The 20,295-nt window shown below is 44.7% G+C and carries 23 protein-coding genes; 8 read left to right on the forward strand and 15 right to left on the reverse strand.

Features of this window, described 5'->3' with window-relative positions:
* The first annotated feature begins 240 nt into the window (after positions 1 to 240).
* The 4 genes from R7Q39_RS16825 (at position 241) to R7Q39_RS16840 (ending at position 3,092) form a co-directional block, all read left to right on the forward strand.
* Positions 241 to 1,818 carry an alkaline phosphatase gene (locus R7Q39_RS16825; RefSeq protein WP_318076469.1) on the forward strand — a complete coding sequence of 526 codons (1,578 nt, stop codon included), beginning with the start codon at positions 241 to 243 and terminating at the stop codon, positions 1,816 to 1,818.
* Between the two features lie 136 nt (positions 1,819 to 1,954).
* The gene (locus R7Q39_RS16830) at positions 1,955 to 2,254 is read left to right on the forward strand and encodes a ribbon-helix-helix domain-containing protein (protein WP_005384938.1); all 300 of its coding nucleotides are present in this window, start codon (positions 1,955 to 1,957) and stop codon (positions 2,252 to 2,254) included.
* A 140-nt stretch (positions 2,255 to 2,394) separates the two neighbouring features.
* On the forward strand, positions 2,395 to 2,790 hold the full coding sequence (locus R7Q39_RS16835; protein ID WP_005380685.1) for a VOC family protein: 396 nt from the start codon (positions 2,395 to 2,397) through the stop codon (positions 2,788 to 2,790).
* 17 nt (positions 2,791 to 2,807) lie between these two features.
* A complete protein-coding gene (locus tag R7Q39_RS16840) occupies positions 2,808 to 3,092 on the forward strand; it encodes a putative quinol monooxygenase (protein WP_025767189.1) in 285 nt (94 codons plus the stop codon).
* 69 nt (positions 3,093 to 3,161) lie between these two features.
* Here R7Q39_RS16840 and R7Q39_RS16845 read toward each other — a convergent pair whose 3' ends face one another.
* A complete protein-coding gene (locus R7Q39_RS16845; RefSeq protein WP_005380681.1) occupies positions 3,162 to 4,841 on the reverse strand; it encodes a mechanosensitive ion channel family protein in 1,680 nt (559 codons plus the stop codon).
* A gap of 191 nt (positions 4,842 to 5,032) precedes the next feature.
* Positions 5,033 to 5,473 (reverse strand): YcgN family cysteine cluster protein, encoded by a 441-nt coding sequence (locus R7Q39_RS16850; RefSeq protein ID WP_005384948.1) that lies wholly within the window; start codon positions 5,471 to 5,473, stop codon positions 5,033 to 5,035.
* Positions 5,474 to 5,661: 188 nt separating this feature from the next.
* On the opposite strand from R7Q39_RS16850, the gene R7Q39_RS16855 reads away from it, so the two are divergent.
* The 3 genes from R7Q39_RS16855 to aqpZ all read left to right on the forward strand — a co-directional run bounded on the left by R7Q39_RS16855 (position 5,662) and on the right by aqpZ (position 7,226).
* Positions 5,662 to 5,910: a GlsB/YeaQ/YmgE family stress response membrane protein gene (locus R7Q39_RS16855; protein ID WP_005380625.1), complete on the forward strand. Its 249-nt coding sequence runs from the start codon at positions 5,662 to 5,664 to the stop codon at positions 5,908 to 5,910.
* A 138-nt stretch (positions 5,911 to 6,048) separates the two neighbouring features.
* A complete protein-coding gene (locus R7Q39_RS16860; RefSeq protein WP_017820793.1) occupies positions 6,049 to 6,297 on the forward strand; it encodes a YkgJ family cysteine cluster protein in 249 nt (82 codons plus the stop codon).
* Between the two features lie 230 nt (positions 6,298 to 6,527).
* The gene (aqpZ, locus tag R7Q39_RS16865; RefSeq protein WP_237306469.1) at positions 6,528 to 7,226 is read left to right on the forward strand and encodes an aquaporin Z; all 699 of its coding nucleotides are present in this window, start codon (positions 6,528 to 6,530) and stop codon (positions 7,224 to 7,226) included.
* 51 nt (positions 7,227 to 7,277) lie between these two features.
* Here aqpZ and recR read toward each other — a convergent pair whose 3' ends face one another.
* The 7 genes from recR to R7Q39_RS16900 form a co-directional block, all read right to left on the reverse strand.
* Positions 7,278 to 7,877 carry a recombination mediator RecR gene (recR, locus tag R7Q39_RS16870; protein ID WP_237306468.1) on the reverse strand — a complete coding sequence of 200 codons (600 nt, stop codon included), beginning with the start codon at positions 7,875 to 7,877 and terminating at the stop codon, positions 7,278 to 7,280.
* Between the two features lie 30 nt (positions 7,878 to 7,907).
* Positions 7,908 to 8,237 carry a YbaB/EbfC family nucleoid-associated protein gene (locus R7Q39_RS16875; RefSeq protein ID WP_005380618.1) on the reverse strand — a complete coding sequence of 110 codons (330 nt, stop codon included), beginning with the start codon at positions 8,235 to 8,237 and terminating at the stop codon, positions 7,908 to 7,910.
* Between the two features lie 82 nt (positions 8,238 to 8,319).
* Complete coding sequence (gene dnaX / locus R7Q39_RS16880; RefSeq protein WP_318076470.1) at positions 8,320 to 10,425, reverse strand: DNA polymerase III subunit gamma/tau; 2,106 nt, start codon at positions 10,423 to 10,425, stop codon at positions 8,320 to 8,322.
* Between the two features lie 8 nt (positions 10,426 to 10,433).
* Entirely contained in the window at positions 10,434 to 10,979 is a 546-nt protein-coding gene (gene apt / locus R7Q39_RS16885) for an adenine phosphoribosyltransferase (RefSeq protein ID WP_005380615.1), read from the reverse strand.
* Positions 10,980 to 11,141: 162 nt separating this feature from the next.
* Positions 11,142 to 11,528: a YbaN family protein gene (locus tag R7Q39_RS16890; protein WP_080276930.1), complete on the reverse strand. Its 387-nt coding sequence runs from the start codon at positions 11,526 to 11,528 to the stop codon at positions 11,142 to 11,144.
* Positions 11,529 to 11,561: 33 nt separating this feature from the next.
* A complete protein-coding gene (locus tag R7Q39_RS16895; RefSeq protein ID WP_005380608.1) occupies positions 11,562 to 11,693 on the reverse strand; it encodes a hypothetical protein in 132 nt (43 codons plus the stop codon).
* A 223-nt stretch (positions 11,694 to 11,916) separates the two neighbouring features.
* A complete protein-coding gene (locus tag R7Q39_RS16900) occupies positions 11,917 to 13,023 on the reverse strand; it encodes a response regulator (protein ID WP_005380606.1) in 1,107 nt (368 codons plus the stop codon).
* Between the two features lie 289 nt (positions 13,024 to 13,312).
* Here R7Q39_RS16900 and R7Q39_RS16905 point away from each other — a divergent pair, with 289 nt between their 5' ends.
* The gene (locus R7Q39_RS16905) at positions 13,313 to 14,188 is read left to right on the forward strand and encodes a LysR family transcriptional regulator (protein WP_005384959.1); all 876 of its coding nucleotides are present in this window, start codon (positions 13,313 to 13,315) and stop codon (positions 14,186 to 14,188) included.
* Positions 14,189 to 14,253: 65 nt separating this feature from the next.
* Here R7Q39_RS16905 and purF read toward each other — a convergent pair whose 3' ends face one another.
* The 6 genes from purF to truA form a co-directional block, all read right to left on the reverse strand.
* Positions 14,254 to 15,768, reverse strand: a complete 1,515-nt coding sequence (gene purF / locus R7Q39_RS16910; protein WP_005380592.1) for an amidophosphoribosyltransferase — start codon at positions 15,766 to 15,768, stop codon at positions 14,254 to 14,256.
* Positions 15,769 to 15,804: 36 nt separating this feature from the next.
* Positions 15,805 to 16,296 carry a CvpA family protein gene (locus R7Q39_RS16915; protein ID WP_005380590.1) on the reverse strand — a complete coding sequence of 164 codons (492 nt, stop codon included), beginning with the start codon at positions 16,294 to 16,296 and terminating at the stop codon, positions 15,805 to 15,807.
* Between the two features lie 61 nt (positions 16,297 to 16,357).
* On the reverse strand, positions 16,358 to 16,951 hold the full coding sequence (locus tag R7Q39_RS16920) for an SPOR domain-containing protein (RefSeq protein WP_005380588.1): 594 nt from the start codon (positions 16,949 to 16,951) through the stop codon (positions 16,358 to 16,360).
* Between the two features lie 14 nt (positions 16,952 to 16,965).
* Entirely contained in the window at positions 16,966 to 18,228 is a 1,263-nt protein-coding gene (folC, locus tag R7Q39_RS16925) for a bifunctional tetrahydrofolate synthase/dihydrofolate synthase (RefSeq protein WP_213970724.1), read from the reverse strand.
* Positions 18,229 to 18,274: 46 nt separating this feature from the next.
* Positions 18,275 to 19,201, reverse strand: coding sequence for an acetyl-CoA carboxylase, carboxyltransferase subunit beta (gene accD / locus R7Q39_RS16930; protein ID WP_005380583.1), 927 nt, complete (start codon positions 19,199 to 19,201; stop codon positions 18,275 to 18,277).
* A gap of 197 nt (positions 19,202 to 19,398) precedes the next feature.
* Positions 19,399 to 20,193, reverse strand: coding sequence for a tRNA pseudouridine(38-40) synthase TruA (truA, locus tag R7Q39_RS16935; protein ID WP_053304165.1), 795 nt, complete (start codon positions 20,191 to 20,193; stop codon positions 19,399 to 19,401).
* Positions 20,194 to 20,295: the final 102 nt, after the last annotated feature.

Below are 20,295 nucleotides of genomic sequence, written 5' to 3' on the forward strand. Positions count from 1 at the left end.
CTAGGTTTCTTGTGAAGGCACTGAATGGATAACTTTAGTCCATGCTTTCAACTCCTAAGCGTAATCCAAGCCCACGTTTGTGGGCTTTCTTCTTTCCAAACTAACGAACGTTAGAGAGCGACTCATTTTTTCTGTAAAACCAAACAAAAACGACAATTTGGTTAAACTTTTACTACCGACACAAAACCTTCATAAATCATTGCTTTAATGCCTGCGCTTTCAATAAACAAGGAAAATATAATGAAGCGCTTAGTATCTCCAATCGTTACGGCAGTGGCTGCATCTACCCTCTCTTTCAGCGCACTCTCAGCTGAAATCAAAAACGTCATTTTGATGATCGGCGACGGCATGGGTCCTCAACAAGTTGGTTTACTCGAGACCTACGCAAAACACGCACCTAACTCGGTTTACAAAGGCGAAAGCACAGCGTTATACAAACTCGCTCAAGAAGGTGTGATTGGATCATCACTGACCAATCCAGAAGACGCAATTGTCGTCGACTCTGCGTGCTCAGCTACGATGCTAGCGACAGGAATCCCTACCGCTTCTGAAGTCATTGGCATTGATAGCCAAGGCAACCATGTCGAAACTATTTTGGAAAAAGCCAAAAGTAAAGGTAAAGCGACAGGGCTCGTCTCTGATACGCGTATGACCCACGCAACGCCAGCAGCATTTGCCGCTCATCAACCACATCGCTCCCTAGAAAACAGTATTGCGGCGGATATGCTCGAAACAGGCGTAGACGTGATGATGTCTGGTGGACTTCGTCATTGGATTCCAAAGTCGACAAACGACAAGGGAGAGACATACGAGCAACTTGAAAAGCTCACTGAAGGTAATGTCTACCTAAAGTCGAAACGCAAAGACGAACGCAACTTGCTTACTGAGGCGCAAGACCAAGGTTACAACCTGGCTTTCAGCCGCGATATGCTCACACAAGCTAAAGGTGACAAATTACTTGGACTTTTTGCTTACTCGGGCATGAACGATGGTATTGCCTACAGTCAAAGCAAAAACGATCCAAAACGCACGCAGCCATCGCTGAAAGAAATGACCACCAAAGCAATCGACATTCTTTCAAAAGACAAAGACGGTTTTTTCTTGATGGTTGAAGGCGGCCAAATTGACTGGGCTGGCCACAGTAACGATGCAGGTACGATGCTGCATGAAATGCTTAAATTCGATGAAGCGGTAAACTCAGTTTATGAGTGGGCAAAAGGCCGTGATGACACCCTGATCATTGTTACTGCTGACCACGAAACCGGCTCTTTTGGCTTTAGCTACTCATCAGCAAACTTGCCTAAACCACAAAAACGCGACGGCGAAGCATTCAAAAATCAGGATTACGCGCCAAACTTCAACTTTGGTCAGTTCGAGATCCTCGATGGCTTATACAACCAAAAGAAAAGTTACTACGGCATGATCAGTGAATTCCAAGCGCTTGATAAGAAAGAGCAAACTCCAGAGAAGTTTGCGGAAGTCGTGAACGCAAATAGCGATTTTTCGATTACGCCTGAGCAAGCAGAACGCGTATTAGCAAGTAAACCAAATCCATACCGACTCGCTGGACACAAATACTTAAGCGAAGAGAACGTACCGACAATCAATGACTTTGATGCTTTCTTTCCTTACAACGACCGTGGCAACTTGCTAGCGCGTGAGCATGCAACAAAGCAAAACACAGTATGGGGGACGGGTACTCATACGCATACTCCTGTCAACGTATTTGCTTGGGGACCTGCAGAAACTATCCTTCCGGTATCAAAAATCATGCACCACTCGCAACTAGGCGAGTACTTGAAGCAACAAATTAAATAATCAACTTGCACTTACTTCACAACTCGTGATGTTTCAACGCTCTCGCAAGGGAGCGTTTTTTTATGCATGAAAACAGTTGACGTTTTAAATCGTACACCACAATAATTATGGGTCTTTAACTATATGAATAAAGAAAATGTGCGAAATCTTTGCTAAGCAACCCCAAGACAACTATCAGTTCATCACCCGCTCTATCCGTATTGATGGTCACGCGACCAGTGTAAAACTTGAAGCGAGCTTTTGGACAATTCTTGAGGAAATCGCTAGTGCTCAAAACATGACGGTCCCTAAATTCATAAGCACTGTTTATCAAGAAGCACTCGAATACAATGGTGAAGTGAACAACTTTGCCTCCTTACTTCGATGCGCTTGCCTCACTTACGCCCGCCAACCTCAAGAGACCACTCGTCAAGCACTTGCGCAACTTAACAGTTAATAGCAACCAACCGACCAATAACCATCCTAGGCTGTGCATCCGTATTATAAACCCTTGAACATCTTCTAATTTGTCGTACTAGAGTACTACCCAGACTCCTTTTGAAATCGCTAACCTGTGCGGACTATCAAGGAGTACCTATGACAAAAATGATTCACACCATGATCCGAGTAAGTGATCTGGACCGCTCTCTACAATTTTACTGTGACGTACTTGAACTAGAAGTCGCTGATCAATACATCTTTGATGGCTTTTCTCTAACCTATCTAGCCAACCAAGAAACTGGCTTTGAATTGGAACTGACGCACAATCACGATCAAAGTGAGCCCTACACTCACGGCTCAGGCTACGGCCACCTTGCCGTCAGCGTGGAGGACATTGAACAAGCCCACAAACGCATTAAATCTCTCGGCATTGAAACTGGTGACATCAAAGCCTTTGACCATCAACAAAAGCATTTAGCAACGTTCTTTTTTGTAACCGACCCTGATGGTTACAAAATTGAGTTCCTGCAACGCCAAGGGCGTTACCTATAACAAAAAGAGTAAACATTATGATTCACTTGACGGCTACCTTTCATGCACAACCGGGAAAAGAACAAGAGTTGAAAGAGGTACTTACCCGAGCGCTTGAACCTACTCGCAATGAAGAAGGTTGTGTTCGTTATCAATTGTTCCAAGATAAAGACAATGCATGCCACTTCGTTTTTCAGGAGCAATTTAAAGACCAACAAGCATTTGAGCTTCATGGTAAAACAGAACACTTTGCTCTTTTGATTAGCCAGATCGACAACTTGTTAGAATGCGAGCCGAAACTGGTGTTCTTTAACGAACTGTAACTATAGCGCTAACCGAAGATCAAAAAAGGCACTCTATCTAGAGTGCCTTTCACTAGTTGGGATCTGTGATTAAGCGTCTTGCTTCTCCACCATATGCAAATGCACATCTTGTTGTGGGAAAGGAATCGAAATACCTTCTCGGTCGAAGCGTAGTTTCACTTCTTTAGTCACATCCCAGTATACATCCCAGTAATCATCCGTTTTTACCCAAGGGCGCACAATAAAATCTACAGAAGACGTATTTAATGTATGAACTTTGATCATTGGCTCTGGAGTGCGAAGTACCGACGGGTGAGAGGTAATGATATCAGACAATACTGACTCCGCTTTTAAGAGGTCATCCGCATAGCCAATGCCAAACACCATATCCACGCGGCGAATGCGTTCATGCGTGACGTTCTTAATAACATCTCCCCAGATTTTGCTGTTAGGCACAATAATAATTTGGTTATCAAACGTACGGATTGTGGTGTTCACCAAACTCATATGGCTTACCTTGCCATCCACACCGCCAGCATACACAAAATCACCAACATCAAATGGGCGATAAATAAGCAGCATCATACCCGCCGCGAAGTTGGATAACGTGTCTTGCAACGCGAAACCAATAATCACACCAGCAATACCGAAACCGGTTAGGATTGGCGCTAGGTTCAAACCAAGCTGAGATAAGCCCACCATGATACCGATCACCCACACGAATTTGCCGGACATCGAGATAAAGAAGTCCTGCATCAAGTGGGAAAGTTTTAAGTTTTTCGATGCAACTGCTTTACGGACGACTTTGCGAGTTAACTTAGCCAGTCCGCGAGCGATCAATAAAATCAGCGCAAAAACAAACAACTGGAAGATATGCTGCGGTGCATTCTCGGCAAACCAATCCAGTGCCGAGTTGGACCAGTGACTCAGTATTGACCACACAACTTTGGTATTCAGTAAATCATGGGTGATATTACCCGTCACTTCAAAAATTTGGCGTTTGTATTCAGACGTTTCTAAACCGACTTTATCACCAATTGAAATCAGGTTGCGTAAGCTTTCTGTCGCAATATTTAGCCTTTGTTTAGTAATGAGCTGACTAAGTTGCAACGACGCTTTTTCCGACTCTGGGCTAGACGAAAGTTGGGAGCCAATGATCTCACTTTGCTGACTCAAGTACTCAATTGAAGCAGAGAGTAAGCGCATACGTTTATCAATTTTATCTTTTAGTTCCGCTTCTGCGCGCTCGTTTTGGGCCCCTAGCTCCTTCAACCAAGCGAGATTTTGCCAGCTCGAATCGAAGCTAACATCAAGATAACGCTGTAGCTCTCGATAATCATTAACAAGAGCAAGCTTCTCTTCATCCTTAGCCTTATTTAAATCCTCGACGACTTTCTTTATTTTTTCCGATAGATAGTTCGTCGCGTCCTCAGAGTATTGTTCTTGTTTTTTAACTAGCAAGATCAGCTTGTCGCGAGAGATAGTTTCACGTTCAATCGCTGACGCTAACTGGCTTCTTAATTCTTCATTCTTTTGGAATAGTTGCAGTTGAAGGGCATCACGCTCGTCGCCACTCGCTTGCGAGAGGCTTTGGGATAAATCCACAATCTCTCGGTTCAAGTTGTCAATCGAGATTTCGGCAGCAGAAGGCTCTTGGATATCGTCAGTAGCAGTCGCATGAACAGCCATTGGGGAGAACATAATGACGGCAAGTGCGAATAATGTCACCCAAGATGTCAGGCGCAGTTTCTGGGGGAAATGAAACGTCATGTTTACCTCATAGGGAACAATCCTGATCAAAACAATCAGGAATAGAAGTGTAAAGCGTTGAAATCATACTCCTAAGTTTACAACACTAAATAATAAACTGAGCAGCATTTCGTTAGCGAGACGTCAAAGTTGGGAGCCCCAATAGCAAACAAGCCTTTCATTTAATCAATGAAAGGCTTGTTTGTATTCGACTAAGGCCGGTTGGGATGATTTAAAATATGGTCTTCCCAATCCACCACATCAATCTCGTAAACAACTTTGTTACGGACACTTTCCCCTGCCGCATGCATTGCGGACTTAGAGCCTGTAATCAACGGATGCCATTCTGGTAAAGGCTGCTTTTCAGCCAACAGACGGTAAGCGCACGTGTGTGGCAGCCAAGTAAAATCGTCGATGTCTTCTCGGGTCAGCTTGGTGCACTCTTCACCCGAAGTGAAACGGTTTGGGTAATCCTTACATGAACACGTTTTACTGTTCAGCCAGCTACAAGCCACATTGGTATAGTAGATTTCATCGGTATCTTCATCCATCAGCTTATGCAAACAACATTTGCCACAACCATCACAGAGAGATTCCCATTCCTCTTCTGTCATCTGCTCTAACGATTTACTTTGCCAAAATGGAGTGCTCATACTTCAGGTCTCACCAAGGGAATTTAGGGGGCGATTTATACTCTTCTCAACGCAAAAGTTCAAGTTTTGAGAAGATCTTGCATCCTTCCCACATAACGGTGGAGATATTCAACTACTTTCGTTTTACTGTTCTATCCTTAAACAAGTTTCCATTACTCAATTGATCAAGAAGGCATTAAGGAGTTTTCATGGGTATTATTTCTTGGATTATTTTGGGCTTAATCGCCGGCGCACTTGCTAAATGGCTCATGCCAGGAAAAGATGGGGGCGGTTGGATTGCAACAATGTTACTTGGTATTGCAGGGGCATTTGTAGGTGGCTTCCTTGGCGGCATTCTCGGTTTCGGCGGAGCAACTGGCGTCAACATTGGTAGTATCATTACCGCAACACTAGGCGCATTTATTCTGTTGTTTGTTTATAACCGTTTCTTAAAATAATCACGATGATTTAAAAGCAAAAAACCAAAAAGGGAGCGTAATGTTAAGCGCGCCCTTTTGTTTTTTTCTTTCTTCACTCTTCCAATCCACGTCAAAATGACCATAATTGCCCCCTTAATTTTTTAAGAGGTTTACATTATGGATTGTCGATTAGGATGTGGAGCGTGCTGTATTGCGCCAAGTATCTCTTCACCAATACCTGGAATGCCTAAGGGCAAACCTGCAGGTGTTCGTTGTGTGCAACTCAACGACGACAATTTGTGCAAGCTATTTGGTAAGCCTGAACGCCCTAAAGTCTGTCACGATTTTAAACCGTGTCCGATTGTATGCGGCAACACCAATCAAGAAGCACTCGACAACATCACTGAATTAGAACAATTGACGTAATGCGACTCTAGACCACACGTTTAAAGTTAGTACCTCGGTTGTTTCTCTCCGAAGCAGTAATCAAAGCAAACTCAAGATTTAGCGCTTCCCCCCCTCTGCTTTTTATCTCACCCTTGAGAACTCTTGCCACATAGCGTTCCATTTGCGGTTTTTGCGCGATCTCCCTCACAATTTATTGACAATTCTCGACTATGTTCAGCGGGTCATTTAATTAAAGATCAGGAAAGAACATGAATAAGTATTTGGCTGAGGCTTTTGGCACGTTCTGGCTAGTGTTAGGCGGCTGTGGTAGCGCGGTGTTGGCTGCGGGTATCCCTGAAGTGGGTATTGGTCTGTTGGGCGTTTCTTTGGCATTCGGTTTAACCGTTCTGACGATGGCATTTGCTATCGGTCATATTTCAGGTTGTCACTTGAACCCTGCAGTGACAGTAGGCCTTTGGGCTGGCGGTCGTTTTGAGACAAAAGACGTTACGCCTTACATCATCTCACAAGTGATCGGCGGGCTTATCGCAGGTGGCGTGCTGTACGTTATTGCATCTGGACAAGCAGGATTCGATGTTGTGGGTTCTGGCTTTGCCGCCAATGGTTATGGTGAACACTCTCCAGGCCAATACTCGATGATCGCTGCACTTGTGACTGAAGTTGTCATGACGATGATGTTCCTGATTGTCATTATGGGTGCAACAGACAAACGTGCGCCACAAGGCTTTGCACCTATCGCAATTGGCCTGTGTTTGACTCTCATTCACCTGATCAGCATTCCTGTCACCAATACGTCAGTAAACCCTGCTCGTAGCACGGCAGTCGCAGTATATGTGGGTGACTGGGCGGTTTCTCAGCTATGGCTGTTCTGGATTGCGCCTATTGTGGGTGGCGTGCTTGGTGCGGTTATCTACAAAAACCTTCTTGGTAAAAAATCGAACGATTAATCGTTCCTAACTCCCAAAATCAAAAAAGCCGCTGAATTCAGCGGCTTTTTATTAAATTCTGTGTCGACCTAATAGCGAATGTGACAACGTCGTGCCATCAACAAGCTCTAGCTCCCCACCGACAGGCACACCATGCGCGATGCGGCTGGCATCAACTTGGTGCTCTTTACATAGCTCTGCGATGTAGTGGGCAGTGGCTTCACCTTCAACTGTTGGGTTTGTCGCCAAAATCACTTCGGTAATATCACCGCGACGTAAGCGGTAATCAAGGATATCCAATCCAATATCACTTGGACCAATACCATCTAATGGCGACAAATGCCCCATAAGAACAAAATACCGACCAGAATATTGGCCTGTTGCTTCAACGGCTGCGATGTCTGCCGGGCTTTCTACCACACAAATTTGACCATTTTCTTGGCGTTTTGGGTTGGTACAAATGTGACAGACTTCTTCTTCGGTGAAGGTTCGACACTCAGTACAATGACCTATTTCTGTCATTGCCTGACTAAGCGCATCTGCAAGCTGCAAACCGCCTTTTCTATCGCGCTGTAACAAATGAAAGGCCATACGCTGCGCTGACTTGGGGCCAACCCCAGGTAGACAACGTAAGGCCTCCATCAATTGCTCCAGCATATGACTGGTACGCATTAAAAGTCCGCTTAATTAAATATCAGCAGATTAGAATGGCATTTTCATACCTGGTGGTAGTTGCATACCGCCAGTTACAGAAGCCATTTTCTCTTTTTGAGTTTCTTCAACACGACGGGCTGCATCGTTGAACGCCGCAGCGATCAGATCTTCAAGCATTTCTTTGTCGTCTTCCATCAAACTTTCATCGATGTCAACACGACGTACGCTGTGACTACCAGTGATAGTAACTTTAACTAGGCCAGCACCAGACTCGCCAGTTACTTCCATATTCGCGATTTCTTCTTGAAGCTTTTGCATGCGATCTTGCATTTGCTGGGCTTGCTTCATTAGGTTGCCCATACCGCCTTTACCAAACATGTTTATCTCTCTGGTTTAATGAGGTGTTGCATCAATTAATGGGGTTATACCTTTGGGTTTTCAACCCCATTCCATTCGATTATTAGATAGGGCGCACACTATCTTTATCAAGCTCTGCAGCAAAACGACGTTCAATAAATTGAACATTTGGATCGTTTTCTAAACTGTTCAGCGCTTGCTGTAATTTCTCTTGGTAGAGCCTATCTCTCAGTTCAAGTGGTGTTTCTCCACTCTCCCCTATTTCGATGCTCATGTGGCACTCTTCACCTAACACGGTATTAAGTGCTTTGAGCAATTCGGCTTGAGCTCTATCAGTATTCAAATGAGCTTGGCTGCTTCTCAATAGTAACGAAACGGTTGCTCCTTCCTTACTATAATGAGAGTTTAGCGCAAGTTGCTCTACCAGCTTAGGGATCTCCATTAAGCTGATGAGCTTCGCCCATTCATTATGTTCTAATGACTCATCGATGAGCTTTTGTGCCATTTCAGGCGTTTTCTCATGCTCAAGTGCCTGCTTGAGCTGCGTAGGTGTCAGTTTTGTATTTACTTTTGTCTCAACAGGCTTGCTTGGACGCCAGCGATACGCTTCCTCAACTTGTGGCTCCGTCGACTTCGGAGCTGAGTTTGGCGACACCTGCGCGGAATTGCCATGCAATTGCGCTACTCGGTCGATAACCGATTCTGGTTGTGCAGATGCCGCTTTAGGCTTTTTTGAGCCACCATTTTGAGGAGTGCTCTGTTGTAGGCCTTGACGCTGAGAACGTAATTGGTGACGCAAACCGCTTAGACCGCCGCGCGCTGATGTTGAAACGCTCTCTTGCACTTGTTGAGGTGGCGTTTCATGTTGCGGCGCTGGGTTTTCGCTCATCGGCGGCGCCATATCATACTGTGGTGGAACCGTCTCATATCCACTCGCTTGATACTCAGGTTGCGAACTGGATGAAGGTTGAGGCGCCGCTTGTGGTGTGCTTTGTGCTGGACTCGGCTGCTGAGCTCGAGGAGCCGCGGCTGTCTGAGCTGGCGCAGCCTTTGGTTGACTGGTACTTTGAGCCGGAGATGACGCTGGCTCGCAGTTACTAGAAACAACATTTGCCCCACTGTTACTTGATGGGCGGAACGCCAACATACGCAGCACAATCATTTCCAAACCGACTCGCCCATTTGGCGAGAGGGTCAAATCTTCACGACCTTTTAATGCAATTTGATAGTAAAGCTGAACGTCTTGCGGACTTAGTGCTTTACTCAACAACTCGATTTTTTCTGCATCTGGCTGCGCTCGGTCTAGCGACGCTGGCAACGCTTGATACATCGCAATTCGGTGTAACTGTGTTGCGACTTGCTGCAACAAACCATCCCACTCAACACCATTTGCTGCTAATTGCTGGATTTTATCCATGGCTTGTTGAGGTTGCTTGCTGCTGATTGACTCTAGTAAGTGAATCGCTTGGTCGGTATCAATCGTCCCCAACATGTGGCTGACAATATCGGTTTGCACCGCACCGTTACCTAAAGCAATTGCTTGATCAGTCAAGCTAAGAGCATCACGCATACTGCCATCTGCAGCATGTGAGATCATACCCAACGCTTTTGGCTCTGCTGAAACTTGCTCTTGACCTAGGATGTAATCAAGTTGCTGGTGAATATCATCAACGCTGATTGGTTTCAGATGAAACTGAAGACAACGCGACAATATAGTGACAGGCAGCTTTTGTGGATCAGTTGTTGCGAGTAAGAACTTCACATACTCTGGCGGCTCTTCCAGGGTTTTCAACAACGCATTGAAAGAGTGACGCGATAGCATGTGCACCTCATCGATGAGGTACACTTTAAAACGTCCACGAGCAGGTTTGTATTGAACGTTGTCTAACAGTTCACGAGTGTCTTCAACTTTAGTACGTGATGCTGCGTCGATTTCAAGAAGATCGACAAAGCGACCTTCATCAATTTCACGACAAGTATCACACTTACCACAAGGTGTCGCGGTAATGCCGGTTTCGCAGTTCAAGCCTTTGGCAAACAGCCTACCGATACTCGTTTTACCCACACCACGAGTGCCGCTGAACAGATAAGCATGGTGTAAACGGTTTTGCGCCAGTGCGTTTTCCAACGCCGTCAGGACATGTTTTTGTCCGACAACTTGGTCAAACTGATTAGGACGCCATTTTCGCGCTAAAGCTAAATAACTCATTGAATGTATTAATGTCCTTCAAAATCGCAGATGCTGTACACGTTTAGACCTAGTGCTTCTAAACGTTTATCGCCACCGATTTCTGGTAGGTTGATAACGAACGCAGCGTGCTCAACTTCACCACCCAATTGGCGAATCAGCTTAGTCGTCGCTTCAATAGTACCGCCCGTTGCCAATAAATCGTCGACAACCAGTACTTTGTCGCCTTCAACGATGGCATCTGTATGGATTTCTAGTGTATCAACGCCGTATTCAAGCTCATAAGATTGAGCAACAGTAGGGCGTGGTAGCTTGCCTGGTTTACGCACTGGTACAAAACCAACACCTAGCTCAAGCGCTAAAGGCGCGCCAAATAGAAAGCCACGAGCTTCCGTACCCACAACCTTGGTAAAGCCCATATCTTTGTAACGTTCAACAAGTAAGTTGATCGTCGCTTGGTATGCTTTCGCGTCTTCAAGAAGGCTCGTCACATCACGAAATAGAATGCCTGGCTTTGGGTAGTCTTGGATGCTTTTGATGCTAGATTTGATCAGTGAAATTGTTTCTGTAGTCATAATACCGATTTACTTAGATTGGCTCATCGCCCTCTCTAATCGCAGTATCACGAGGGCAACGAACAATAGGTTTTCACCACTATGTGCTTATTTTCGTAAAAGTCACAGGCGCTGAAAATACAAACGCCCACTCGAAGAGCGGGCACACTATTCTCTACAATCTTAGTGATTTTCTTCTCGGTCAGCAACCAACTCAATCACAGGCAGACGCATAAACCAGCTGAGTAAAACGATTAGCATCACTAAAAGACCAATTTTTACCCAAACGAGGGGGACAACAACGATTGAAACCATGAAACTAAGCGCAATAAAAATCGCACCACGCTTTTTTACTTTTGAAGTAACAGCCCGATGCTTATGCCAATTGTCGAGAATGGGTCCAAACGTTTTGTGGTTATGTAACCATTGATGAAATGCAGGGCTACCACGCATAAAACATGCGCTAGCAAGCAAAATAAAAGGTGTGGTGGGTAACAGTGGAAGGGCTATGCCGGCTATGCCGAGCACAATACAGAGTCCACCAACAGTATTGAAAAAGTAACGCTTAATACGAATGGTGAACTCCGGTACAAAATAGCTAGATTAAAAGCCTGCGTAACCATTCATTACACGAAGCCAGGTTAGCGTTGCAGGAAGTGTTGGGATCAAAAGAACTGCAATAAAACCTAAAAAGTAAAAAATATTATAAGGCTCTTTAAAATCTTTGTCTGCCATGATGTGTCTTCTCACTAGTTGACTTTGCTTCTCCCAAGGCACAGCGTTAAATTATCGTTGCACAAATGGGTCATTATTGTTTTAAGCGCTGACTATACATTAAACAGCCAAATCTAAACACCAGTAAAAAGTAAGGTTATTGAACTAAACGTATGTTGTTTTGGTGGTTCTAAAAAGATAATAAGCAGCGTCAGGACGCTGCTTATTGGTTTGCAAGTCATAATTATACTAGTCGGGATTTCCGGGTAATACTTAAACTAAAACTTGAAGAACCTAAACACCCGATAGATAACTGTCCTGCAACACTAAGCGGTAAATCGCGGGTGATGAAGTTTTTCATACTTCCTCCCCCTAAACGGTTACCTGCTGCGATGTGTTGATTCGTATTTCCGTCAGACCAATGGCTATCTAAACCCGCAGGCAATATAGAGACCGAGGATGAAGCGAGGTCGGCGACACCAAACACAGCATTGACTGCACCCGCACACTCCGAACACTCAATTCCTTTTTCAATGATCCCTACCATGTCCTTGAGATCAGCACTGAAACTTTTCAAGTTACGGAGATAGTCGTCAAACAATGCCCTAACGAGCAATGTCGTCGCAACTCCATCATTAGCTTGGGAAGCAGAATCAACGAGATAAAACGCAAATTGACCATTCATTAACCAACGATAATCGAAAACCAAGGGCATCACATCCGTCGATTGCAATAAACGGTACGAGCAGCGCCAATCTCCCTGAGCAGCATCCTTCTCTGGCAATAGCGCTTGCAGTAAATCTCTTGCCGCACTCGGATTCTGTTGCAAATACTCCAGATGCCAATACAGCTCTTGTTCATCCGGGATTTCACCACCATCATCAACCCTGAACCACTGACTTGAAAAGTCACGTTGTTCTGAGAAGTGGCTATCGGTATCTTCTAGCGTATTCTCTATCGCCTGAGATAGGTGCTCATAATTACCTATCGGTTTAGGAAGAAAATCTTTAATACCAAATCGCAACGCTTTCGCGACATCGGACATTTCATCCGTGCCTGATACCACGATAAGCGGCATATATGGATATTCGAGACTAACTTCTTCGACGAACTCGATACCATCTAAGACCGGCATCGATAAATCACATAAGATAAGATCGGGTTGGCATTCCCTGAGTTGTTGAAGCGCTTCTAGGCCGTTTTCTGCTTCTACTACTTTAAAACCCTGACTTTCTAAATAGGCATTGGTTACTTTACGAAATATTGGATCATCGTCCACCAACATTATTAGTTTTTGATTAATCACTTCCTGTGCCGAGACCATTGCCGTTTGACTGTGAGTCTTAAACATACCTTTATCCCTCACAAAGCTCAGTCAAAAAAACAGATTTATTATTAAGTCATTATTTTTGTTGTGTTTACTTCCAGCAAAACGTGTCACAGCAAGACTTGAGGCCGCTTTGCCTTGTTATAAAACTTAGCTCGGAAACTGCATTAATACAAATATTACGGCGTATAACAGTATTTACTCAAACAGGGTTGCTGTGTTCAAATGATGCAACATGTTGACTTAAAGCAAGCTTTGACCACAAAGTTAATTATAAATTAACCGTAATCGGTAATTTAATGTGTCTGGAAATATGAAATTAGATGACTTAAACCTGTTTCGACTGGTTGTCGAAAATGGGAGCTACACCGCAACTTCGCGAAAAACCATGATCCCGGTTGCGACCATCACCCGACGCATTCAAGCGCTAGAAGACTCTGTCAATCTTCGACTATTGAACCGTCATGCTCGCAAACTCTCGCTCACTGAAGCAGGGGAACGTTTTTACCATGAGTGCTCTCCTTTACTACAAAGGCTAACAACCGCAGCAGAGGAAATCACTGACGACTGCCGAGGAGCATCCGGCAAGATTAAGATATCCGCGCCTTACAACTTAACTAAACGAATGATGATGCCGATGTTCAACAGCTTTATGAAGCAGTATCCGGACATCAACATTGAGCTAACGACAGAGAATAATGCGGACAAGCTTGACCCTACTGAATGGGATGTAATTTTTAGAGTGGGACCGCAACGCGACTCTAGCCTCATCGCGCGTAAGATTGGCGAGGTGAAGGATATTCTCGTTGCAAGCCCTGACTATCTAACCTCGAATCCTGCGCCACACCATGCAGAAGAGCTCTCTAACCATTCATTGCTAAAAGGGTACCCGCTTATTAAGTGGACCTTAATTAATAGCAAAGGCGAGTCTGTGGTGAATGTTGATCGTGGTCGTTTTCAAGCAAACGCGCTCAATGTGGTGCGCAGTGCTTGTTCCGAAGGTTTAGGCATCACACTAATGCCAGATGTCATGATCAAAGAGTACATCGAGAGCGGCGATTTGGTACGCGTACTGCCAGATTGGAGTGCAAACCCGCGCGACATTTATATGCTTTACAACCACAAAGATCACCTGCCAGAGAAAGTTCGCCTCTTTATTGACTTTGTGATCGCTTATAACATTCACTAATTAGATAGCGAAAACAAAAACCAGAGCCGAAGCTCTGGTTTTTTTACGACTTAAGAAAGCGCATCCTATGCGCCTTCGTTATGAAGCTCTAGGTTTGCTAAATCCTGTTGGATTTCAAGTTGTGTTTTCGCATCATCATTACGAAGACCATCCAAAAAATCTAGGTATTGTTGGTCAATATCACCCGTTACGTATTCGCCGTTAAACACGGATGTATCGAACTGAGTAATATCTTGGTTTCCAAGACCTACCGCCTCTACCAAATCTTCTAGACGTTGATAAATAAGCGCATCGGCACCAATCTGCTTACAAATTGTATCGTTGTCACGGCCATGGGCAATAAGCTCTGTAGCACTTGGCATATCAATGCCGTATACGTTCGGGAAACGAACTTCAGGAGCCGCTGAGACCATGTACACTTTCTTGGCACCAGAATCACGAGCCATCTCAATAATCTGCTCTGACGTTGTACCTCGAACAATAGAGTCATCCACCAGCAACACGTTCTTACCTTTGAATTCCGAACGAATAGCATTCAACTTGCGACGTACTGATTTCTTACGTTGTTGCTGGCCAGGCATGATAAACGTACGTCCAACATAACGGTTTTTCACGAAACCCTGGCGATAAGGGATATCGATCGCTTGTGCGATTTGCAGTGCAATGTCGCAAGACGTTTCAGGGATAGGAATGACAACATCGATATCAAGGTTTGCGTAATCTTCACGAATACGTTCGCCCAGCTTTTTACCCATTTCAACGCGAGCGCTGTATACCGAAATTTTATCGATGAACGAATCTGGACGAGCAAAGTACACGAACTCGAAAATACAAGGGTTCAGCTTAGGATTATCTGCACACTGCTTCGTGTAAAGCTCACCGTCAAACGTTGCGTAAATCGCTTCACCAGGTGCAACATCACGGACGAAATCAAAACCGACCGCATCCAATGCCACCGATTCAGACGCAACCATGTACTCTGCTCTGCCGTTAACTTCACGCTTACCTAAACACAGCGGGCGAATACCGTGTGGGTCACGAAATGCAATCATACCATGACCAATGATCATAGCTGTCACAGCATAAGCACCGCGAATTGTGCGATGAACATTGGTGACTGCGCGGAATACGTCTTCGGTCGTGACATTTCCTTTTACTGAGTCAATTTCGTGCGCCAGTACATTTAGTAATACTTCAGAGTCTGAAGTGGTATTGATATGACGGCGATCTTTTTCAAACAGCTTCTGACGAACTTCGTTGGCGTTAGTCAAGTTACCGTTGTGGGCAAGTGTAATACCGAAAGGAGAGTTTACGTAGAAAGGTTGAGCTTCTGAAGCGCTTGAACTGCCTGCTGTAGGGTAACGAACATGACCAATTCCGACCTCGCCTTGCAGGCGTTGCATGTGTCTTGCTTCAAATACATCCTTGACTAAACCGTTCGCCTTACGCAGACGAAAACGATTGCTTTCTATGGTACAAATACCAGCGGCATCTTGGCCACGATGCTGTAACACCGTTAACGCGTCATAAATAGACTGGTTTACAGGCGTTGTGCCCACGATTCCAACAATACCACACATGTCCTAATCCTCGATTTGCGACAGTAGCTGGCACTACTAGATAGTGCCAGACAGAAAACTTGATGTTGCTTGTAAATGCTCGAAGAATGGGGCGATGATACGGCTGAACTCAGGGATCAACTGTGAATCTTTCCACCAATCCGAGCTTGGGAATGCAGTAAACGCATCCATAAAAAACAGCACCGCAGAAACAATTAAGACTCCGCGTAGACCACCAAATACAATCCCGAGAATTCGGTCCGTACCTGATAGCCCTGTTTTTTGTACCAGTTGACCAATGACGTAATTCACCACTGCACCAACTACCAAGGTTGCGACAAATAACGCCGCGATCGCCGCTCCGTTACGAAACATATCATCTTCGATGTTGGTGAAGTACACCGCCAATTTGGCGTAGTAATTACTGGAGATAAAAAACGCTCCGAACCAAATCACCAAAGACAAAGCTTCTTTAGCAAAACCGCGAACTAAACTGATCAGAGCTGAAAATCCGATCACACCTAAAATGATAAAATCTATCCAATTCATCTTTTCTTCATCTTAAGTTGGCGCGCATTTTAACAGAAAAAATGCTGACGCAAACGTTTTCTTATGGATTTAATGGCTTAAATTTAAGCAATTGACCTTTTGAACCTGTAATTTTTTGTAATTCTTGAACTTGTCGTTCAAGTTTACTTTTTGACACATCAGGGCCAACAATCACTCTCGTAAACTCGTTTTCTTTCTTTGTGTGAGCTTGATAACCACGCTTTTGCAAATCCGCGACAAGCGCGACAGCATTTTCGTGATTCTTAAGTGCCATCAACTGAATGATCCAAGCTGAATCTTCATATTGATTTTTCTCTTGAACAGGACGAGTGACGACCTCAACTTGCTCTGGTTGTTTGATGACCTCAGGTTTAGATGTTGGCACTGGCTCGGGCTCAGAAACGGCTACTTGAGCATCCTCACGTTCTTGCACTACAGCTTCAACCGGAGAATCCGGTAACGTAATGTCGTCTTCCACTGGCTCTAATATTTCGAAGTTTTCCACATCACTATCAAGTTCTGGTTTGATAGGAATACTGGCAAATTCTTCTTTGTAGTGCAGTTTCTTACCATCTAGCACATCGGGAAGAACAATGACTCCGACTGCGACTAGAATGATGGTGCCGACTAAACGACTTTGGAATTTACTTGCCATCAAAATACCTTTACTTATTTATTATTTGATTGCCAATGTTCCAATACCTCTCCGACGGTATGGAATGAGCCAACCACCAGAATAACGTCTCCTGTCTTTGCGTGGCTTCTCGCACTCTCGAAGGCGTCAACAGGGTTTTCAAAATGAACTTGCCCATCAGGTAAGTATTGGCACAATTCATCAGCGGTCGCCGCTCTCGGTCCAGTAAGCGACGCTGGATACCATTGTGTTGCAACTGGAGTTAGAGCTTCAATGGTTGCTTTAATGTCCTTGTCATGCAGCATTGCAACCACAATATGGATATTCTTACCCAGATATTGTTGCTTCACTCTCTCTACCAAATACTCAGCAGAGTGCGGGTTATGAGCGACATCAAGGACTATTTCAGGTTCGTGATGCAGTACTTGCATACGCCCCGCCAAACGCGCATTATTCAAGCCATTGACAATATTTATGTCAGTGATTTGCAATTCCGAAGCCCCTAGTGCCATCAGTGCAGTGGCTGCATTTTGTAATGGTAGCGATGGGATTGGTAAATCCTCTAACTCAAATGCCCCACTGCTCCACTTCCAACCATTATCAGTTAGTTGGTAATCGTACTGAATACCTACCTGGAAGAACTCAGAACCAATATCGTCAGCATGAGCCGCCACGGTCGCTGGTGGCGTTGGTTGACCACAAATTGCAGGCTTCCCTGAACGGTAAATGCCCGCTTTTTCAAAGCCAATAACATTGATGTCATCACCAAGCCAATCCACATGATCGATCGCTAAGCTCGTAATAACAGAAACATCATGGTCAACAACGTTAGTGGCGTCTAGACGGCCGCCAAGTCCTACTTCAAGCAAGACAACGTCAACTTCCTCTACTTGGAAAATACGTAGCGCAGCAAGCGTACCGAATTCAAAGAGGCTAAGGCTAACATCACCACGCTGCTTTTCTACATAATCGAATGCTTCACAGTGCTTTGCATCTACAACGTCAACGCCATTAATGCGTACACGCTCGTTGTAACGAATCAGGTGCGGAGAACTGTAAACACCGACTGAATAGCCAGCATCAAGTAAAATGGCTTCCATTAACGCACACGTTGAGCCTTTGCCATTGGTTCCGGCAACGGTGATTACGGTTGGAGCTGGTTTGGTAAGATTGGCTTTGTTTGCCACCGCTTGGACACGGTCTAAGCCTAGATCAATTGCTGAGGAATGAATATTTGCTAAATAATCAAGCCACATCTTTAATGAAGATGTGGCTTGAGGAGTTGGGTTTTGGGTCATCTAACTTTAACCATTAAATTCTTTGGTTTTTATGTTAGTTGATACTTTACCCTTTTTCGTCCGCTTCTGGTACAGAATATGGCTCTTCATTTGGAGATTCGTTAACCGAAACCACCAAAGGAGACTTGTGGTTAGTCATCTTAGCGATAAGACCACCCACACGCTGACGCATTTCACGACGGTCAACGATCATATCAATAGCACCGTGATCAAGTAGGAACTCACTACGCTGGAAACCTTCAGGAAGATCTTCACGTACAGTTTGCTCGATTACACGACGACCAGCAAAGCCAATGAGGGCCTTAGGTTCACCGATGTTGATATCACCCAACATAGCCAAACTTGCTGAAACACCACCCATTGTAGGGTCAGTTAGAACCGAAATAAACGGCAGACCCTTTTCTGATAAACGCTCAAGCGCAGCACTGGTTTTTGCCATTTGCATAAGAGACATTAATGCTTCTTGCATACGAGCACCACCACTTGCTGAGAAACAAACAAGCGCACAGTTATTTTCAATGGCTGCATCCACGGCTTTCACAAAGCGAGCACCAACGACTGAACCCATTGAACCACCCATAAAGGAGAATTCAAACGCACACGCCACAAGCGGCAGACCAAGCAATTCACCCTGCATCACAACTAGCGCATCTTTCTCACCGCTGTTTTTTTGTGCAGCAGAGATACGCTCTTTGTATCGCTTAGAATCTTTAAATTTCAGTTTATCCTGTGGCTCAAGTTCAGAACCTAATTCAACTCGATTACCTTCATCTAAAAATGTTTCCAAACGACGACGCGCTTTCATACGCATGTGATGGTTACACTTTGGACAAACTTCTAAGTTACGCTCTAGCTCTGCATGGTATAAAACCTGTTCACAAGAGGTACATTTAGTCCACACACCTTCTGGGATAGAAGCTTTGCGTGAACTTACTAGATTGCTTTTCTCTAAAATCTTTTCAAGCCAACTCATGGAAGACCTTTTCTCTCAACTCTTCCGCTTCATTGCGAAAGATATAAATTCGACATAATACCGACGGATTAAACCATATCTTGCAGCTACTGTAGATAAAAAACTGGTTGTACCTATTTTTGATATCGTAAATAGCGTATGTTTTCCGTTCACATTCAATGTAAACACTACCGATATTTTGAGATAAGTTTGTAAAATTAGTTCAAATTATCTGGTAAAAACAGTGGACCGATCGGCACTTCAGGTAACCCAAACTCTTCTGGGTAGTCTACATCTACCAGGTACAGACCTTCCGCTTTCGCTGTCGCACCCGCTAGTTTGCGATCTTTGGCGTCTAATAACCACTTGATCCATTCAGGACTCTCTTCGCCACGTCCAACTTTTATCAAGCTACCCGTGATATTACGAACCATATGATGCACGAACGCATTGGCTTTAATATCAATAACCACATAGTTTCCATGGCGCGTAACGTTCAGATGCATCAAGTTTCGAAATGGACTGCGAGACTGACAATGCGCCGCGCGAAACGACGTAAAATCATTTTCGCCAAGTAGGAACTGCCCTGCTTCATGCATTTTTTTCTCGTCGAGCTCACCATGATAGTGACTAACCCCCGAGTTTAGGATGCCTGGACGTAAAGCATGATTGAAAATAATGTAACGATAACGGCGAGCTGTCGCTGAGAATCTTGCATGGAAATCATCTGAAACTTCCTTAGCCCAACGAACCGCTATATCGCTTGGCATGTTCGCGTTTGCGCCCATGGTCCAAGCTACCATTTTTCGAGTAACGTTGGTATCAAAGTGCACAACTTGTCCCGTGCCATGCACGCCTGCGTCTGTCCGACCAGCACACTGAACTTCAACTGGATGATTAGCGACGACGGACAATGCTTTCTCTAGCTCTTCTTGGACACTTTTCACTTCTCTTTGGCGCTGCCAACCAAAGTAGTTTGTACCGTTGTACTCGATACCTAATGCGATTCTCATCTTAACCTTCGAACTCTAAAATGGGGCGGGAAGTATATACTCAAGTCACCTCAAGTTGCCAGTTTCACCAAGGGTGACATAAAGGTAGCATCCTACTAACGG

This window comes from Vibrio sp. 947 (assembly GCF_033339115.1).
Lineage (GTDB): Bacteria > Pseudomonadota > Gammaproteobacteria > Enterobacterales > Vibrionaceae > Vibrio > Vibrio alginolyticus.

Bases quoted from the DNA above. Each gene is read 5' to 3' on its own strand.
- R7Q39_RS16825 (WP_318076469.1), top strand. From the start codon at position 241: ATGAAGCGCTTAGTATCTCCAATCGTTACGGCAGTGGCTGCATCTACC.
- R7Q39_RS16830 (WP_005384938.1), top strand. From the start codon at position 1,955: ATGTGCGAAATCTTTGCTAAGCAACCCCAAGACAACTATCAGTTCATC.
- R7Q39_RS16835 (WP_005380685.1), top strand. From the start codon at position 2,395: ATGACAAAAATGATTCACACCATGATCCGAGTAAGTGATCTGGACCGC.
- R7Q39_RS16840 (WP_025767189.1), top strand. From the start codon at position 2,808: ATGATTCACTTGACGGCTACCTTTCATGCACAACCGGGAAAAGAACAA.
- R7Q39_RS16845 (WP_005380681.1), bottom strand. From the start codon at position 4,841: ATGACGTTTCATTTCCCCCAGAAACTGCGCCTGACATCTTGGGTGACA.
- R7Q39_RS16850 (WP_005384948.1), bottom strand. From the start codon at position 5,473: ATGAGCACTCCATTTTGGCAAAGTAAATCGTTAGAGCAGATGACAGAA.
- R7Q39_RS16855 (WP_005380625.1), top strand. From the start codon at position 5,662: ATGGGTATTATTTCTTGGATTATTTTGGGCTTAATCGCCGGCGCACTT.
- R7Q39_RS16860 (WP_017820793.1), top strand. From the start codon at position 6,049: ATGGATTGTCGATTAGGATGTGGAGCGTGCTGTATTGCGCCAAGTATC.
- aqpZ (WP_237306469.1), top strand. From the start codon at position 6,528: ATGAATAAGTATTTGGCTGAGGCTTTTGGCACGTTCTGGCTAGTGTTA.
- recR (WP_237306468.1), bottom strand. From the start codon at position 7,877: ATGCGTACCAGTCATATGCTGGAGCAATTGATGGAGGCCTTACGTTGT.
- R7Q39_RS16875 (WP_005380618.1), bottom strand. From the start codon at position 8,237: ATGTTTGGTAAAGGCGGTATGGGCAACCTAATGAAGCAAGCCCAGCAA.
- dnaX (WP_318076470.1), bottom strand. From the start codon at position 10,425: ATGAGTTATTTAGCTTTAGCGCGAAAATGGCGTCCTAATCAGTTTGAC.
- apt (WP_005380615.1), bottom strand. From the start codon at position 10,979: ATGACTACAGAAACAATTTCACTGATCAAATCTAGCATCAAAAGCATC.
- R7Q39_RS16895 (WP_005380608.1), bottom strand. From the start codon at position 11,693: ATGGCAGACAAAGATTTTAAAGAGCCTTATAATATTTTTTACTTTTTA.
- R7Q39_RS16900 (WP_005380606.1), bottom strand. From the start codon at position 13,023: ATGTTTAAGACTCACAGTCAAACGGCAATGGTCTCGGCACAGGAAGTG.
- R7Q39_RS16905 (WP_005384959.1), top strand. From the start codon at position 13,313: ATGAAATTAGATGACTTAAACCTGTTTCGACTGGTTGTCGAAAATGGG.
- purF (WP_005380592.1), bottom strand. From the start codon at position 15,768: ATGTGTGGTATTGTTGGAATCGTGGGCACAACGCCTGTAAACCAGTCT.
- R7Q39_RS16915 (WP_005380590.1), bottom strand. From the start codon at position 16,296: ATGAATTGGATAGATTTTATCATTTTAGGTGTGATCGGATTTTCAGCT.
- R7Q39_RS16920 (WP_005380588.1), bottom strand. From the start codon at position 16,951: ATGGCAAGTAAATTCCAAAGTCGTTTAGTCGGCACCATCATTCTAGTC.
- folC (WP_213970724.1), bottom strand. From the start codon at position 18,228: ATGACCCAAAACCCAACTCCTCAAGCCACATCTTCATTAAAGATGTGG.
- accD (WP_005380583.1), bottom strand. From the start codon at position 19,201: ATGAGTTGGCTTGAAAAGATTTTAGAGAAAAGCAATCTAGTAAGTTCA.
- truA (WP_053304165.1), bottom strand. From the start codon at position 20,193: ATGAGAATCGCATTAGGTATCGAGTACAACGGTACAAACTACTTTGGT.